General features: G+C 72.1%; 12 protein-coding genes. 5 read left to right on the forward strand and 7 right to left on the reverse strand.

All coding sequences use genetic code 11. The features are described 5' to 3' along the window. Positions 1 to 306: 306 nt before the first annotated feature. The 6 genes from ACPA54_RS31805 to ACPA54_RS31830 all read right to left on the reverse strand — a co-directional run bounded on the left by ACPA54_RS31805 (position 307) and on the right by ACPA54_RS31830 (position 6,182). Complete coding sequence (locus tag ACPA54_RS31805) at positions 307 to 861, reverse strand: arginine repressor (protein ID WP_423534993.1); 555 nt, start codon at positions 859 to 861, stop codon at positions 307 to 309. 111 nt (positions 862 to 972) lie between these two features. Next, the gene (locus ACPA54_RS31810) at positions 973 to 2,172 is read right to left on the reverse strand and encodes an acetylornithine transaminase (RefSeq protein WP_423534943.1); all 1,200 of its coding nucleotides are present in this window, start codon (positions 2,170 to 2,172) and stop codon (positions 973 to 975) included. Beyond that, positions 2,169 to 3,101, reverse strand: a complete 933-nt coding sequence (gene argB, locus ACPA54_RS31815; protein WP_423534995.1) for an acetylglutamate kinase — start codon at positions 3,099 to 3,101, stop codon at positions 2,169 to 2,171. The genes ACPA54_RS31810 and argB overlap by 4 nt, the downstream gene beginning before the upstream one ends. A gap of 65 nt (positions 3,102 to 3,166) precedes the next feature. After that, positions 3,167 to 4,318 (reverse strand): bifunctional glutamate N-acetyltransferase/amino-acid acetyltransferase ArgJ, encoded by a 1,152-nt coding sequence (argJ, locus tag ACPA54_RS31820; protein WP_423534944.1) that lies wholly within the window; start codon positions 4,316 to 4,318, stop codon positions 3,167 to 3,169. Further along, positions 4,315 to 5,340, reverse strand: a complete 1,026-nt coding sequence (gene argC / locus ACPA54_RS31825) for an N-acetyl-gamma-glutamyl-phosphate reductase (protein ID WP_423534997.1) — start codon at positions 5,338 to 5,340, stop codon at positions 4,315 to 4,317. Before argC ends, argJ begins: the two co-directional genes overlap by 4 nt. A gap of 287 nt (positions 5,341 to 5,627) precedes the next feature. After that, on the reverse strand, positions 5,628 to 6,182 hold the full coding sequence (locus ACPA54_RS31830; protein WP_423534946.1) for an MBL fold metallo-hydrolase: 555 nt from the start codon (positions 6,180 to 6,182) through the stop codon (positions 5,628 to 5,630). Between ACPA54_RS31830 and ACPA54_RS31835 the strand changes: the two genes are divergently transcribed. Both ACPA54_RS31835 and ACPA54_RS31840 read left to right on the forward strand, forming a co-directional pair. Continuing rightward, positions 6,181 to 6,915: a DUF6193 family natural product biosynthesis protein gene (locus ACPA54_RS31835; RefSeq protein WP_423534947.1), complete on the forward strand. Its 735-nt coding sequence runs from the start codon at positions 6,181 to 6,183 to the stop codon at positions 6,913 to 6,915. The genes ACPA54_RS31830 and ACPA54_RS31835 overlap by 2 nt on opposite strands. Further along, positions 6,912 to 7,391, forward strand: coding sequence for a hypothetical protein (locus ACPA54_RS31840; protein WP_423534948.1), 480 nt, complete (start codon positions 6,912 to 6,914; stop codon positions 7,389 to 7,391). Before ACPA54_RS31835 ends, ACPA54_RS31840 begins: the two co-directional genes overlap by 4 nt. Positions 7,392 to 7,490: 99 nt before the next feature. Here ACPA54_RS31840 and ACPA54_RS31845 read toward each other — a convergent pair whose 3' ends face one another. Continuing rightward, positions 7,491 to 9,710, reverse strand: coding sequence for an NADP-dependent isocitrate dehydrogenase (locus ACPA54_RS31845; protein ID WP_423534950.1), 2,220 nt, complete (start codon positions 9,708 to 9,710; stop codon positions 7,491 to 7,493). Between the two features lie 306 nt (positions 9,711 to 10,016). Between ACPA54_RS31845 and ACPA54_RS31850 the strand changes: the two genes are divergently transcribed. The 3 genes from ACPA54_RS31850 to ACPA54_RS31860 all read left to right on the forward strand — a co-directional run bounded on the left by ACPA54_RS31850 (position 10,017) and on the right by ACPA54_RS31860 (position 15,515). Then, the gene (locus tag ACPA54_RS31850) at positions 10,017 to 11,228 is read left to right on the forward strand and encodes a beta-ketoacyl-[acyl-carrier-protein] synthase family protein (RefSeq protein ID WP_423534951.1); all 1,212 of its coding nucleotides are present in this window, start codon (positions 10,017 to 10,019) and stop codon (positions 11,226 to 11,228) included. A 258-nt stretch (positions 11,229 to 11,486) separates the two neighbouring features. Then, entirely contained in the window at positions 11,487 to 13,358 is a 1,872-nt protein-coding gene (locus ACPA54_RS31855; protein WP_423534953.1) for an arabinofuranosyltransferase AftB family protein, read from the forward strand. Positions 13,359 to 13,604: 246 nt separating this feature from the next. Further along, positions 13,605 to 15,515: an arabinofuranosyltransferase AftB family protein gene (locus tag ACPA54_RS31860; RefSeq protein ID WP_423534955.1), complete on the forward strand. Its 1,911-nt coding sequence runs from the start codon at positions 13,605 to 13,607 to the stop codon at positions 15,513 to 15,515. Positions 15,516 to 15,536 lie beyond the last annotated feature (21 nt).

The raw sequence follows: 15,536 nt of genomic DNA on the forward strand, positions 1-15,536 counted from the left end.
GTGCGGGGGCTGGGTGGTACTGGGGGTGCTGCTCCTGCGGGGTGTTGCTCGGGGCACGCGGTCGGTGCTCCCGCGCGGCGCCGCCGCGGGTCTTGCCGGTCGGTGGTGCCGGCACGCGGTCGGTGTGCTCCCGCGCGGTGCCACCGCGGCTCTTGCCGGTGCGTGCTGGTCGGAAGTCTGCTCTCGCAGCTGCCGCCACGCGGTGCTGTGCCGGGGAGTGTCGCCGGATTCCTGCCGCGCCGAGCCGCATCCCGGCGCGGCCGCGGTGGACCATCGCGAGCTGAGGCCCGCCGCGTCCACCCCGGCTCACTCCCCCGCGGGGCGGCCTTCCGCCAGCGAGATCAGGTGCGCCACCAGGGCGGCGCCGCCCTCCGGGTCGCGGCACACCAGCAGGATGGTGTCGTCGCCGGCGATGGTGCCGAGGATGTCGCGGTTCTCCGCGTGGTCCATCGCCGAGGCGAGGAACTGCGCGGCCCCGGGCGGGGTGCGGACCACGACGAGGTTGCCGGACGCCTCGGCGGAGACGAGGAGTTCACCGGCCAACCGGGCCAGCCGGCCCTCGGACGCGGAGTCGTTGACCGGTGGCCGCGGGGTGCGGTCGCCGCCCTCGGCGGGCACCGCGTACACCAGGGCGCCGTCGCCGTCGCGGATCTTGACCGCGCCCAGTTCGTCCAGGTCGCGCGACAGCGTGGCCTGGGTGACGGCGAGGCCGTCGTCCGCGAGCAGCCGGGCGAGCTGACCCTGGGACCTGACCCGGTGCCGGGTCAGGAGGTCCACGATCCGCCGGTGCCGCGCGGTGCGGGTGCTGGGCACCGCGTAGACCCCGTCGGGTGACGGTGCCGGCATGGGCCCCGTCGCCATGGTCTTCTGCTCGTTGCTCATCGGACGACCTCGCCTACCTTCGGTCTCGTCGCCTGCCGCGCATGCGCGGTGCCGTGTCCGTGCCGCGCGGGCGCGGCATGGCCTCTCTCGTCACTCGGCCCCCCGGGTTCGGGCGTCCGCGAGGATGCCGGGGAGTGCGGCGATCAGCGCGTCCACGTCGGCGTCGTCGACGACCAGCGGCGGAGCGAGCCGGATGACGTCGGGCGCGACCGCGTTGACGAGGAAGCCGGCGGCGGTGGCGGCCTCGGCGACGTGGCCCGCGACGGGTGCGGTCAGCACGATACCGAGAAGCAGGCCCGCACCGCGCACATGATCGACCAGCGGGTCGCCGAGTGCCTCGACTTCGTGGGAGATCCGCACGCCGAGGTCGCGGGTACGGGCCAGCAGGCCGTCGGCGTCGATGGTGTCGAGCACCGCCAAACCGACCGCGCAGCACACCGGGTTGCCGCCGAACGTGGAGGCGTGGTCGCCGGGCGCGAGGAGTTCGGCGGCGTCGCCGAACGCCACGCAGGCGCCGAGCGGCAGGCCGCCGCCGACGCCCTTGGCGAGCGTCATCACGTCGGGCAGCGCGCCTTCGAAGTACGGGTCCTGATGGGCGAACCAGTAGCCGGTGCGGCCGGTGCCGGTCTGCACCTCGTCGAGGATCAGCAGCGCGCCGCGTTCCGCGGTGATCTCGCGGGCCCGCTTGAGGTAGCCGGGCGGCAGCGGGCGGACGCCGAACTCGCCCTGGATCGGCTCCAGGAAGACCGCGGCGGTCTGCTCGGTGACCAGGGCGTCGAGGGCGTCGATGTCGCCGAACGGGGCGTACTTCACGCCGCCGGGCAGCGGTTCGAAGCCGGTGCGCTTGCCGGGCTGGCCGGTGAGGGCGAGGGCGCCCATGGTGCGGCCGTGGAAAGAGCCTTCGATGGTGACCACTTCGGGCCGCCCGGTCTTGCGGGCGATCTTGAAGGCGGCCTCGTTGGCTTCGGCGCCGGAGTTGCAGAAGAACACCCGGCCGTCGCGCCCGGTCAGCTGCAGGATCCGCTCGGCGAGTTCGACCGCGCGGGTGGAGATGAACAGGTTCGACACATGGCCGACGGTGGAGATCTGCGTGGTGGCGGCGTCGATCACCGCCGGGTGCGCGTGGCCGAGGACGTTGACCGCGACCCCGGACAGGAAGTCCACGTATTCGCGGCCGTCGGCGTCGACGACGTGCGCGCCCTTGCCGGACACCAGCGCGACCTTCGGCCGGCCGAGGGACGGCATGAGGGCGCCCGTCCACCGCTTCTGGTAGGTCTCGTTGGCGGTCATGCGCCCTCCCCCGCGGTCTGGCCGGCGTTCGGGACGACCATCGTCCCGACACCTTCGTCGGTGAACACTTCGAGCAGCAGCGAGTGCGCGACGCGGCCGTCGAGCACGTGCGCGGCCCGGACGCCGGCCTGCACGGCGCGCAGGCAGGCTTCCATCTTCGGCACCATGCCGCTGGCCAGGGTCGGCAGCAGCTCGGCGAGTTCGTCGGCGTCGAGGCGGCTGATCACCTCGTCGCTGTTGGGCCAGTCGGCGTACAGGCCTTCGACGTCGGTGAGGACGACGAGGCGTTCGGCGTGCAGCGCGGCGGCCAGCGCGGCCGCGGCGGTGTCCGCGTTGACGTTGTAGACGTGGCCGTCGGCGCCGCGGGCGACGGACGAGACGACCGGGATCCGGCCGTCGTCGAGCAGGGCGCCGATGGCGCCGGGGTTGACCTCGACGACGTCGCCGACCAGGCCGATGTCGACCAGTTCTCCGTCGACGAGGGCATGCCGCTTCTCGGCGGTCATGGTGTGGGCGTCCTCGCCGGTCATGCCGACGGCGAACGGGCCGTGCTCGTTGATGAGCCCGACGATCTCGCGCTGCACCTGGCCGGCCAGCACCATCCGGACCACGTCCATCGCTTCGGGCGTGGTGACCCGCAGGCCGCCCGCGAAGGTGGACTCCAGGCCGAGCTTGTCGAGGTGGGCGCTGATCTGCGGGCCGCCGCCGTGCACGATGACCGGCTTGAGGCCGGCGAAGCGCAGGAACACCACGTCCTGGGCGAAGGCGCGCTTGAGGGCGTCGTCGACCATGGCGTTGCCGCCGAACTTGATGACGACGGTTTTGCCGTAGTAGTGCTCGAGCCAGGGCAGCGCTTCGATGAGCGTGTGGGCCTTGCCGAGAGCGACGTTGTGGCGCGCGGCGCGGATCGCTTTTCCGACCGTTCTCATCGAGTTCCCCCCGTTGCCGTGTGCGTCGGCGTTGCCGCCGACGTCCTGCTTTCCGGTGGTCGTGCTCATGACGAGTACGCCGAGTTCTCGTGGACGTAGTCCGCGGTCAGGTCGTTGGTCCACACGGTGACGGCCGTGTCGCCGGCGTTGAGCCGGGCGGTGACGCGGACTTCGCGTCCGCTCATGTCGACCAGGTCGCGGTCTTCGCCGACCGCGCCGCCCTTGCATACCCATACGCCGTTGATGGCGACGTCGAGCCGGTCGGCGTCGAACTCCGCGCCGGTGGTGCCGATCGCGGACAGCACCCGGCCCCAGTTGGGGTCTTCGCCGTGGATGGCGCATTTGAAGAGGTTGTTGCGGGCGATCGACCGGGCGACCTCCAGCGCGTCGGCCTCGTTCGCGGCGCCTTCGACCTCGATGGCGATGTCCTTGCCGGCGCCTTCGGCGTCGCCGATGAGCTGCCGGGCGAGGTCGTCGCAGACGACCCGCACGGCCTCGGCGAACTCCGCTGCGGCCGGGGCCACTCCGGACGCGCCGGAGGCGAGCAGCAGGACGGTGTCGTTGGTCGACATGCAGCCGTCCGAGTCGATCCGGTCGAAGGTGGTGTGCGTGGCGGCGCGCAGCGCCGCGTCGAGCTGGTCGGCGGGCACGTCGGCGTCGGTGGTGAGGACCACGAGCATGGTGGCCAGGCCCGGCGCGAGCATGCCCGCGCCCTTGGCCATGCCGCCGACGACCCAGCCTTCGCCGCCGGACACCGCGACCTTGTGCACGGTGTCGGTGGTCTTGATGGCGATCGCCGCGGCCTCGCCGCCGTCCGCGGTCAGCGCGGCGGCCGCCGCGTCCACGCCCGGGATCAGCTTGTCCATGGGCAGCTGGATGCCGATGAGCCCGGTGGAGCACACCGCGACCTCGCCCGCGTTCAGTTCGAGGAGTTCGGCGACGCGCTCGGCGGTCTTGTGGGTGTTCTGGAAGCCCTCGGCACCGGTGCACGCGTTGGCACCGCCGGAGTTGAGGATCACGGCCTGGAGTTGGCCGCCGGTGAGGACCTGGCGGGACCACTGCACGGGCGCGGCCTGCACGCGGTTGGACGTGAACACGCCGGCCGCGGCGAGCGACGGCCCGTCGTTGACGACCAGCGCGACGTCCGGCGCACCGGTCGTCTTGAGCCCGGCCGCGACACCCGCGGCCCGGAACCCCTTGGCTGCCGTGACAGTCATGGCGCAACCCCCACCTTGCTCAGACCCAGCTCCTCGTCGAGGCCCAGGGCGATGTTCATGCTTTGCACCGCGCCGCCGCCGGTGCCCTTGGCCAGGTTGTCGATCACGCCGACGGCCACCAGGCGGTTCGCCTGCTCGTCGACGGTCACCTGGAGAAGTGCGGTGTTCGCGCCGTAGGTCATCTGCGTCGCGGGCCACTGGCCCTCGGCGAGCAGGTGCACGAACGGTTCGTCGGCGTACGCCTTCTCGTACGCCGCGCGCACGTCCGCGGCGGTGACGCCGGGGCGCAGCTTGGCGGTGCAGGTGGCGACAATGCCGCGGGACATCGGGGCGAGGATCGGCGTGAAGGACACCGTGACCGGCTCGCCCGCGGCGGCCGCGAGGCCCTGGGCGATCTCCGGGGTGTGGCGGTGCACTCCGCCGACGCCGTACGCGCTGGCGGAGCCCATGACCTCGCTGCCGAGCAGGTGGGTCTTGGGCGCCTTGCCCGCGCCGCTGGTGCCGGACGCGGCGGCGATCACCACATCGGCCTCGACCAGCCCGGCGGCGAACGCCGGCACGGTGCTGAGCAGCGACACGGTCGGGTAGCAGCCGGGGACGGCGATCCGCTTGGTGCCGCGCAGCCGCTCGCGCGCGCCGGGCAGCTCCGGGAGGCCGTACGGCCAGGTGCCGGCGTGCGGCGAGCCGTAGAACCGCTCCCACGCCGCGGCGTCGCGCAGCCGGAAGTCGGCCCCGCAGTCGACCACGAGCACGTCGTCGCCGAGCTGCTCGGCGATCGCCGCGGACTGCCCGTGCGGCAGTGCGAGGAACACCACGTCGTGCCCGCCGAGCACCTCGGCGGTGGTTTCCTGGAGGACACGGTCGGCCAACGGCACCAGATGCGGCTGGAGCGCCCCCAGGCGCTGCCCCGCATTCGATCCCGCGGTGAGCGCGCCGATCTCGATTTCCGGATGTGCGATCAGCAGACGCAGAATCTCCCCGCCTGCATAGCCGCTGGCTCCCGCCAATGCCGCCGTGACCACTCTGGCCACCTCCTCCCGATGGCATGACTATACGGAGCAGCGAAGACTTATGCAAACACCTTCGGCCGCCCGGGTGAATACGCCACCCCCCACCCGACCATGATCCGTCCCCAGAACCCGACACCGGAAATCCCCCCGGTCCGGCACGGGTCGGGACCTGTGGTGCCGATGCCGACCAACCCGGCCGATCCGGACGGCACACCCGCCCCGCGCCCCCACCTCCGCACGCAACGAAAAGAAAGGGAGGCAAGCGCCCGGCGCGCACGTCCCGCCCCCCTCAGCTCCGATCAGCCGATCGGCGGCGCGAGGTACTCCAGCGCAAAACCCTCCCCCGCACGCGTGACCCGGGCGATGCCGGGCGAGTCGAGGTGGGCGCCGGCGACGAAGTGGTCCGGCCGGATCAGCCGGTCGAGGAGCCCGGCACGGGCGGCGCGGGCCTGGGACTGGTCGTCGTCCCACTCCCAGGACACGGACGGTCGGCCGAACTGCAGCGTGGGGACGTGCACGGTGTCGCCCCAGGCGAGCAGGCGGCCGGCGCCGCTCGCGACCTCGTAGACGGTGTGGCCGGGCGTGTGGCCCGGCGTCGGGATCGCGGTGATCCAGTCGTTGATCGCGACCTGCTCCGAAACAGCGACGACCCGGTCGCGGATCGGCTCGAGCCGCCCCGTGAACACCGAGGCGTCCCCCGCGCCGATCCACACGCGCTCGAGCTTGACGAACGCCTCGGAACCGTCCGGCATGACCAGACCGCTCACGTGGTCTTCGTGCCGGTGGGTGATGGCCACGTCGGTGATGCCCGCCCCGTGCCGACGGCCCGTCCGCTTGGGCACACTCAGGCCCATGCCGATCAGCCCCGACGCCGCCGCCCTGTATCCCGACATAGCCGCCCACGGCAGCTTGTTCGCGCTCCTCCGAGCCGAGACGGCAGGCCGCCTGGCGGACGCGTCGGTCATGCCGGACGACACCAACCCGCAGCGCGCGACCATCGCCGCCACCCTGTCGTGGCGCGAACCCCTGCTGGTCATCGCCACGTCGTACCAACGGGATTGGCTGATCGTGGGGTCGGATTCGTTCCAGAAGCTGCCCCTGATCCACGGGCGCACCGAAGACCCGTCGGCAGTGGCGCAAGCCGCCATCGCATGGCACGACGGCGCCTCCCTCGATGCCATCTGCGCCGCGGCCCCGTTCGTCCACCGGAGCGGCCGCTACGAAGTCCGCGACCGCGACCCCGACCGCTTGACGGATTCCGAGTGGCAGAGTCTCCGCCGCGACGCAGCCGACATGGAGGTCGATGGGAAAGTGCACCAGCAAGCCCTGATCGAGGCGGCACACGCGGACCCGGTGCTGCGCGGCCTCTACCCCTTCACCAGCCACTGGGCCCTATGCTTCTCGACCACCACCCGCCCGGACATGACCATCGTCGGCCCCTGTGTGGCCGCGGGCGCGAATGGCACGTACACCGTCGGGGACCACCATTCCGACGCACCCGACCACTTCCCGACCGCCGGCGAAGCCGTGGCGGAGGCCGTCCGTCGGCTCCCCTCCGGCCTCGGCTCGGTCACCCTCGGCGTATGACCGCGCCCCGCACCCCCGACCTCCTGACGGCCGTCGACCGGCTCATCGGGCTCCCTTTCCCCGCGGACGATCAACGCCCGGCCTGGCGCGGGCTCTGGGGCGGGCCCACCTACCTGATGACCGTGCTCCACGAGAGCCGCGACTTCTGGGAGGACCGGAGCGAGGACGTCGTCGAGGCGGCACAGCGGGAACTGGACGCCGCATGCGACGCCTTGGCCGCCGCGCTGACCGCGCGCTGGGGATCCCCGCGGCCCCTCGACCTCCGGCCTGATCCGGGCTTCGGCGAAGGCGGGCCCGACGCTGACGATCCCGTCCCGGAACCGTTCGAGTCCCTCCGTCGCGTCGCGAGCCACGTGCAGGTCTGGGGCATCGCCGCCTCCCACCGCTCGCTCGTCCTCACGATCGGTCAAGCCGACGCCGAGTTCCCGCTGCAGCTACTCGCCGCGGTCGTCACGGAGCCCGTCCCGGCGTCGTGAACCGAGGCCCCCCGCCGACCCCCAGCCCCACAAAGCCAAGGGCCCGCCCCCACACCGCGATAGCGGCAGGGAGCGGGCCCTCGTCAGGTTCCTGCAACGTCAGCTGAGCGTCGCCAGGGCCTGGTTCAGCGTCGCGGACGGGCGCATGACGGCGGAGGCCTTGGCCGGGTCCGGCTGGTAGTAGCCGCCGATGTCGGCCGGGGAGCCCTGGACGGCGAGCAGCTCGTCCACGATGGTCTGCTCCTGCTCGGCCAGCGTCTTCGCGAGCGGGGCGAAGGCCGCGGCGAGTTCGGCGTCGGCGGTCTGGCCGGCCAGCTCCTGGGCCCAGTACAGGGCCAGGTAGAAGTGGCTGCCGCGGTTGTCGATGCCGCCGACGCGGCGGGTCGGCGACTTGTCCTCGTTGAGGAAGGTGCCGGTGGCGCGGTCGAGGGTGTCGGCGAGGATCTGCGCGCGGGCGTTGGAGGTCGCCGTGGCGAGGTGCTCGAAGCTCGCGGCCAGGGCGAAGAACTCGCCGAGGCTGTCCCAGCGCAGGTAGTTCTCCTTGACGAGCTGCTGCACGTGCTTCGGCGCCGAGCCGCCCGCACCCGTCTCGAAGAGGCCGCCGCCCGCCATCAGCGGGACGACCGACAGCATCTTGGCGCTGGTGCCCAGCTCCAGGATCGGGAACAGGTCGGTCAGGTAGTCGCGGAGCACGTTGCCGGTGACCGAGATGGTGTTCTCGCCGCGGCGGATGCGCTCGACCGACAGGGCGGTGGCCTCCACCGGCGACATGATCTCGATGGTCAGTCCGTCGGTGTCGTGCTGCGGCAGGTACTCGCGGACCTTGCCGATGAGCACGGCGTCGTGCGCGCGGGTCTCGTCGAGCCAGAACACGGCCGGGTCGCCGGTGGCGCGGGCCCGCGTCACGGCGAGCTTGACCCAGTCCTGGATCGGCAGGTCCTTGGTCTGGCACATGCGGAAGATGTCGCCCGCGGAGACCTCCTGCTCGAGGACCGCGTTGCCGTCCTCGTCGACGACGCGGACGGTGCCCGCGGCGGCGATCTCGAAGGTCTTGTCGTGGCTGCCGTACTCCTCGGCGGCCTGCGCCATGAGGCCGACGTTCGGCACCGAGCCCATCGTCGCCGGGTCGTAGGCGCCGTTCGCGCGGCAGTCGTCGATGACGACCTGGTAGACGCCCGCGTAGCTGCTGTCCGGCAGCACCGCGAGGGTGTCGGCCTCGTTGCCGTCCGGGCCCCACATGTGGCCGGAGGTGCGGATCATCGCGGGCATCGACGCGTCGACGATGACGTCGCTGGGGACGTGCAGGTTGGTGATGCCGCGGTCCGAGTCGACCATGGCGAGCGCCGGGCCGTCGGCGATCTCCGCCTCGATCGACGCCTTGATCGCGTCGCCGTCGGGCAGCGCGGCCAGGCCGTTGAGGATGGCGCCGAGGCCGTCGTTCGGGCTGAGGCCCGCGGCCGCGAGGGTCTCGCCGTAGGCGGCGAACGTCTTCGGGAAGAAGGCGCGGACGACGTGGCCGAAGACGATCGGGTCGGAGACCTTCATCATCGTGGCCTTGAGGTGCACCGAGAACAGCACGTCCTCGGCCTTCGCGCGGGCGATCTGCGCGGTGAGGAACTCGCGGAGGTGCGCGGCGCGCATGACGGAGGCGTCGACGACCTCGCCGTCGAGGACCTTCACGGTCTCGCGGAGCACGGTCGTGGTGCCGTCGGCGGCGACGTGCTCGATGCGCAGCGTGCCGGCCTTGGCGACGACCGCGGACTTCTCGGTGCTGCGGAAGTCGTTCTGCCCCATCGTGGCGACGTTGGTCTTCGAGTCGGCGGTCCAGGCGCCCATGCGGTGCGGGTGGGCCTTGGCGTAGTTCTTGACCGACGCGGGGGCGCGGCGGTCGGAGTTGCCCTCGCGCAGGACCGGGTTGACGGCGCTGCCCTTGACCTTGTCGTAGCGGGCGCGCGTCTCGCGCTCCTCGTCGGACTTCGGGTCGTCCGGGTAGTCCGGCAGCGCGTAGCCCTGCGCCTGCAGCTCCGCGACCGCGGCCTTGAGCTGCGGGATCGAGGCGGAGATGTTCGGCAGCTTGATGATGTTGGCGGCCGGGGTCTTGGCCAGCTCGCCCAGCTCGGCGAGGGCGTCGCCGATGCGCTGGTCCTCGGTGAGGCGCTCCGGGAAGGACGCGATGATGCGGCCCGCCAGGGAGATGTCGCGGGTCTCGACGCGGACACCTGCGGTCGAGGCGTAGGCCTGGATGACCGGCAGCAGCGAATACGTCGCCAGCGCCGGGGCCTCGTCGGTGTGCGTGTAGATGATGGTCGAGTCAGTCACCAGGTGCTCCGCTCCACGTCTCCGGCTTGCTGCAACATTGCTCGATTGCTCGACATCAAGATATCCCGAAGCGGCACCGGTTTCGCACGCACCCGGCCGCCGGGATAAACCTCACGCGGACGGTTGGCGGAAACCTACAAATGCGTGCTGCGCGACTCGGTGGTTCCCGGTACCCGATGGCGGCTCGAAGCGCTGGCAGAGTCGGTGGCAAGTCCAACTTCTCGGGGCTTCGACCCCGACAGGGAATTGTCTGCCTATCACAAAGAGGTGGCTGCTGTGACGCCTGCGACGCCTGCTGGGACACCCATGACTCCTGCCGTCGCCGTGACCGGACTGGGCGCGACCACCCCGTTGGGCGGCGATGCGCCGTCCACCTGGGCCGCGATGCTCGCCGGGAAATCGGGCGTACGCCTCCTCGACGACCCCCGCCTGGAGGACTTTCCGGCCCGGATCGGCGCCCCGCTCGCCGTCGACCCCGCCGCCGTCCTCCCGCGCGTCGAGGCACGCCGCATGGACCGCTCGCAGCAGGTCGCCATGATCGCCGCCCGCGAGGCCTGGGCGGACGCCGGAAGCCCGGAGGTCGACCCGGACCGCCTCGCCGTCGTCATCGGCACCGGCGTCGGCGGCGCGGTCACCCTCCTCGAGCAGGACGACAAGCTGGAGTCCGGCGGCCCGCGCCGCGTCTCGCCGCTGACCGTGCCGATGCTCATGGCCAACGGCCCCGCCGCCTTGGTCGGCATCGAACTGGGCGCCCGGGCGGGCGTGCACACCCCCGTCAGCGCGTGCGCGTCCGGTGCCGAAGCGATCGCCTACGGCATGGACCTGATCCGCCTCGGCCGCGCCGACGTCGTGGTGGCGGGCGGCGCCGAAGCGTGCCTGCACCCGCTGCCGCTCGCCGGGTTCGCACAGGCCCGCACGCTGTCCACCCGCAACGACGACCCCGAGCGCGCGTCCCGTCCGTTCGACGCGGCCCGCGACGGCTTCGTGCTCGGCGAAGGCGCCGCGGTCGTGGTGCTGGAACGCGCCGACTTCGCCGCGGCCCGCGCCGCCCGGCGGCATGCCCTGCTGGCCGGATCCGGCATGACGTCCGACGCCTTCCACATCACCGGCGCCGACCCCGAGGGCCAAGCCCGTGCGATGCGCCGCGCCCTCGCGGACGCCGGACTGCCGCCGCAGGCCGTCGACGTCGTGCACGCGCACGCCACCTCGACCCCCGTCGGCGACCTCAACGAAGCCCGCTCGGTCGCCGACGCGATCGGCCTGCATCCGGCGGTGACCGCGACCAAGTCGATGACCGGCCACCTGTGCGGCGGCGCCGGCGCGGTCGGCGCGCTGGCCGCGCTGCTCGCCGTCCGCGACGGCGTCGTCCCGGCGGTCCGCAACCTCGACGACCCGGACCCGGACGTCAAGCTGGACCTGGTCCGCGGCGAACCGCGGCGCGGCCCGTTCCGCACCGCGCTCGCCAACGCGTTCGGCTTCGGCGGGCACAACGTGTCGCTCGTGTTCACCGCGGCCTGACCCCCACCACGGCCTGACCCCCCACCACGGCACCGCACCAGGCACCGCACACAGGCATTCCCCCCAGGCCGCGACCTCGCGCGCGGACGCCTGTCCCGGCCCCGCGGCCGGTGGCCCGCGCCACCGGCCGCACCGGCCCCCTGCGTTAGACTCTGGCGCTCCCGGGCCGTCCCGCACCGCCCGCGTCCGGGCCGTCCAGCCCGGTCGCCCCCGCTCCGCGCGGACCGGCCCTGCCCCCGGATGAGACGACGAGACGACGTGACAACTCCCCTGGAATCGGACGACCGCACCAACGTCACCGACCCGGAGAGACCAACATCCCGCACTTCGTCCCACTTCGGCCGGATCGCCGCCCGGGCCCGCGCTCTCAACCGGTTCGACCTGATCGCCATGGCCGTCCCCACCGTGATCCTCGCGGTGATGGGCTGGCAGAAACGCTGGATGACCGACGACGGGCTGATCTTCACCCGCGCCGTCAAGCAAATCGTGGACGGCAACGGCCCCGTCTACAACATCGGCGAGCGCACGGAAACCTCCACGAGCACCCTGTGGCAATGGGTCCTCGCACTCGTCGACCTCGTCACCCCCGGCGACATCGCGGCCATCGCCGTCTACCTCGGCCTCGCCCTGTCCGTCGGCGGATTCCTGATCGCCCTCAATGCCACCCGGCGCCTCTACCGCGGCCTCGCCGTCAAGCGCTTCCTGCTGCCGGCCGGCGCCCTGGTCTTCGTCGCGATCCCGTCCATCTGGGACTTCCTGACCGCGGGTATGGAAACCGGGCTGATCATCTTCTGGATCGCCGTGTCCTGGTCCCTCCTGGTGCGCGCGTGGCAGATCCCCGCCGACCGCGTCCGGCTGCGCCGCGTCCTCGGCACCAGCGTCTGGTACGGCCTCGGCCCGCTCGTCCGCCCCGACCTCGGCCTGGCGATGATGGTCTTCCTGGCCGCGCTCGCCCTGCTGACCCGGGCCCGCTGGACCCGCTGCATCGGCATGCTCGCCGTCGCCGGCGCGCTGCCCGCCGCGTACGAGATCTTCCGCATGGGCTACTACGGCCTCATCTTCCCGATGCCCGCGCTCACCAAAGAAGCCGGCGAATCGCTGTGGGGCCGCGGCTGGGACTACCTGACGGACTACAACCGGCCCTACAAGCTGTGGATCCCACTGCTCCTCCTCGCGGTCGTCGCCGCGCTGCTCCTGCGCGTCCGCCGCCCCGGGAACCGCACCTGGATCGTCGTCGCCGCCCCGCTGACCGCGGCGTTCGTGCAGACGTTCTACGTCATCAAGGTCGGCGGCGACTTCATGCACGGCCGCATGTGGATGCCCGTCCTGCTGATGCTGCTGCTCCCGCTGCTGCTCACGCCGTTCGACAAGCTCGCCACCCCGGTGGTCGCCGGCATCGCGGTCTGGGCCGTCATCTGCGGCAGTTCGTGGCGCTCCGGCATCATCACCACCGACTCGCCGCTCGGCAACGGCCAGCACCAGGTGTGGAACGAACGCGACTTCTACACCAACGAGACGAAGACCGACAACCCGGTCACCGTCGGGCCGCACATCCGCACCATCGAAGAGTCCTACGACGTCAGCCGCAAGGCCCTCGCCGACGGCCGCCGCGTGCTGATCCTCGACCCGAACTACGCGCGCGCCTACAACCTCCCCGTCGACTTCGCCCTCCCGCTGCGCACCGACGTCGACTTCCCCGTCGGCCTGGTCATCGGCCGCCTCGGCGTGGGCGGCGCGGTCATGCCGCTCGACGGCATCGTCGCCGACGTGTGGGGCCTGTCGAACACCATCGGCGCGCACATCGACCAGACCAACTTCGCCGCGGCCGGCCACCAGAAGCTGCTGCCCCCGGCATGGAACTTCGCGTTGTACGTGGACCCGGCGGCCTGGTCGCAGATCCCCGACAACTTCCTGTCCGCCAAGGACCGCGAGCGCGGCGTCACCATGCTCCAGCTCGTCAACGCCGCCAACCACACGATGCAGTGCGGCGACGTGAAGGAGCTGGTCGACTCGGTCACCAAGCCGCTGACGTTCGGCCGCTTCTGGGACAACCTGACCGGCGCCTACGACCGCACCAAGCTGCGCATCCCGGCCGACCCGATCGCCGCCGAGCAGAAGTTCTGCAAGTAGGCGGCCGTCCACCGATGGCGGCGGGGCGACGCGGCACGGTGAACTTCACCGTGCCGCGTCCATGCGGCTACGCTGCGTATCCGTCCGAATTCACCCGTCACGCACGGCAGCGCAACTGCTCGCCTGACGCGTCATAGAAGTGAGCCCATATATGGTTGCCGTGCGTGCCCGGTCACGTCGGCGTTACCAGTGCCGGGCCGCCCCCGCGCAAACGTCCGACGCCCCGGCCCTTGGAGTCCCCGAAGCATGAGCCTCGTCAGTGCGCTGTACCGGCGCACCGGCAGCGACGCGCCCGGGGACGCCGCCGCCGCCGAATCCGGCACCGCCTTCACCCGCCGCTGGAACGCGGCCATGGTCGCGCTGCCCGCCGCGGTGATCCTGGTGCTCGGCTACACGCACCGCTGGATCAGCGACGACGGCCTCATCTTCACCCGCACCGTGCGACAGATCCTCGCCGGGCACGGCCCCGTCTACAACGTCGGGGAACGCGCCGAGGCGTCCACCAGCACCGTGTGGCAGTGGCTGCTCGTGCTGGTCGGCTGGCTCACCGGCGCGGACATCGGGAAGATCGCGGTCTACCTCGGCCTGCTGTGCACGGCCGCCGGGTACGCGATCGCGCTCGACGCCACGCGCCGCCTGTACCGGCCGTACGCCCCCGGCCGCCTCATGCTCCCGCTCGGCGTCCTGCTGCTGATCGCCCTGCCGCCGGTGTGGGACTTCGCCACCTCCGGCCTGGAGACCGGCCTTTCCACGCTGTGGATCGCGGGCTGCTGGTGGCTGCTGGTCCACACTCTCGACGACCGCCGCAACCGCATCACCTACCCGCTCGCCGTCCTCGCCGGACTCGGGCCGATGGTGCGCCCGGACCTGGCAATCGCGAGCGTCGGCTTCCTCGTCGTCCTGGCGATCGCCCGGCGGCCGCGTTGGCTCGCCGCCCTCGGACACCTGGGCGCGGCCGCGGCGATCCCGGTCGCCTACGAGATCTTCCGGGCCGGCTACTACGGCGTGCTTCTCCCCCTCCCCGCCATCGCCAAGGAAGCCTCCGGCTCCGACTGGCGGCGCGGCGGCCACTACGCGCAGGACTTCGTCACCCCCTACGTCCTGTGGCTCCCCGTCCTCGCCCTCGTCGCGCTGGTCGTCGCCGTCGTCGTGCTGCGCGTCCGCGCCGACGGCCTGCGCACGACCGCCCGCGGCGACGCCCCGCGCACCGCCGTCTTCGTCATGCCGGTCGTCGTCGCCACCGTGATGAGCCTGTACGTGGTCCGCGTCGGCGGCGACTTCATGCACGCGCGCATGCTCATCCCCGCCCTGTTCGTCGCCGTGCTGCCGGTGCTGCTGGTGCCGTCCGGCAGGCTCGCGATCCCGGTCGCGGCGGCCGTGACGGTGTGGGCCGTGGTCTGCGGCGTATCGCTGCGCGTGCCCTACGACGGCTTCAGCTCCGACGGGATCATCGCCGACGAGCGCGCGTTCTACATAGACGCCATGGGCATCGCGCACCCGATCTCGGCCGCCGACTACATGGCGCACTACCCGCGCTTCCCCGAAGCCGTCCGGATCGCGAGGACGCAGTACACCCACGTCCTCGTCTACGCCTGGTACGACGGCTTCTACGTCACCCCGCTCCGCCCCGGCGACCCGGCCCCCTACGCGACGGCGTGGCTCAATCTCGGCATGAGCGGCGCCGCCGTCCCGCTCGACGGGCGTTCCGTCGACATCCTCGGCCTGGCCTACCCGCTGGCCGCCCACCAGGAGCTGACCGGCCGCGGACGCCCCGGGCACGAGAAGGAACTCGACATCGCCTGGCTGTTCGCCGCCTACGCGCCGGAGAACACCGTCCTGCCGCCCGGCATCGACCCGCTCCGGGTCGCGCAGGCGAAGTACGCGCTGACGTGCGGCGACGAGAACCGCGGCGCGTTGCGGGAACTGCAGGACTCGGTGCAGCAGCCGATGACCTGGAGCCGCTTCTGGAAGAACCTCACCGGCTCGTGGGACCGCACCCAGTTCCGCTTCCCGAACAACCCGGCGGACGCCATGGAGCAGGTATGCGGCGTCCGCACGCTGCCCGACGGCTACCTCGACAAGATGTTCAAGGTGTCCCCGGACGACGCCGCGAAGACCGGGCAGGCCCCGATCAGCGCACCCACCACCAACCGCTAGCGCGCCCGAAAGCCGCCGCAG

It is taken from the genome of Uniformispora flossi, assembly GCF_049534875.1.
Lineage (GTDB): Bacteria > Actinomycetota > Actinomycetes > Streptomycetales > Streptomycetaceae > Yinghuangia > Yinghuangia aomiensis.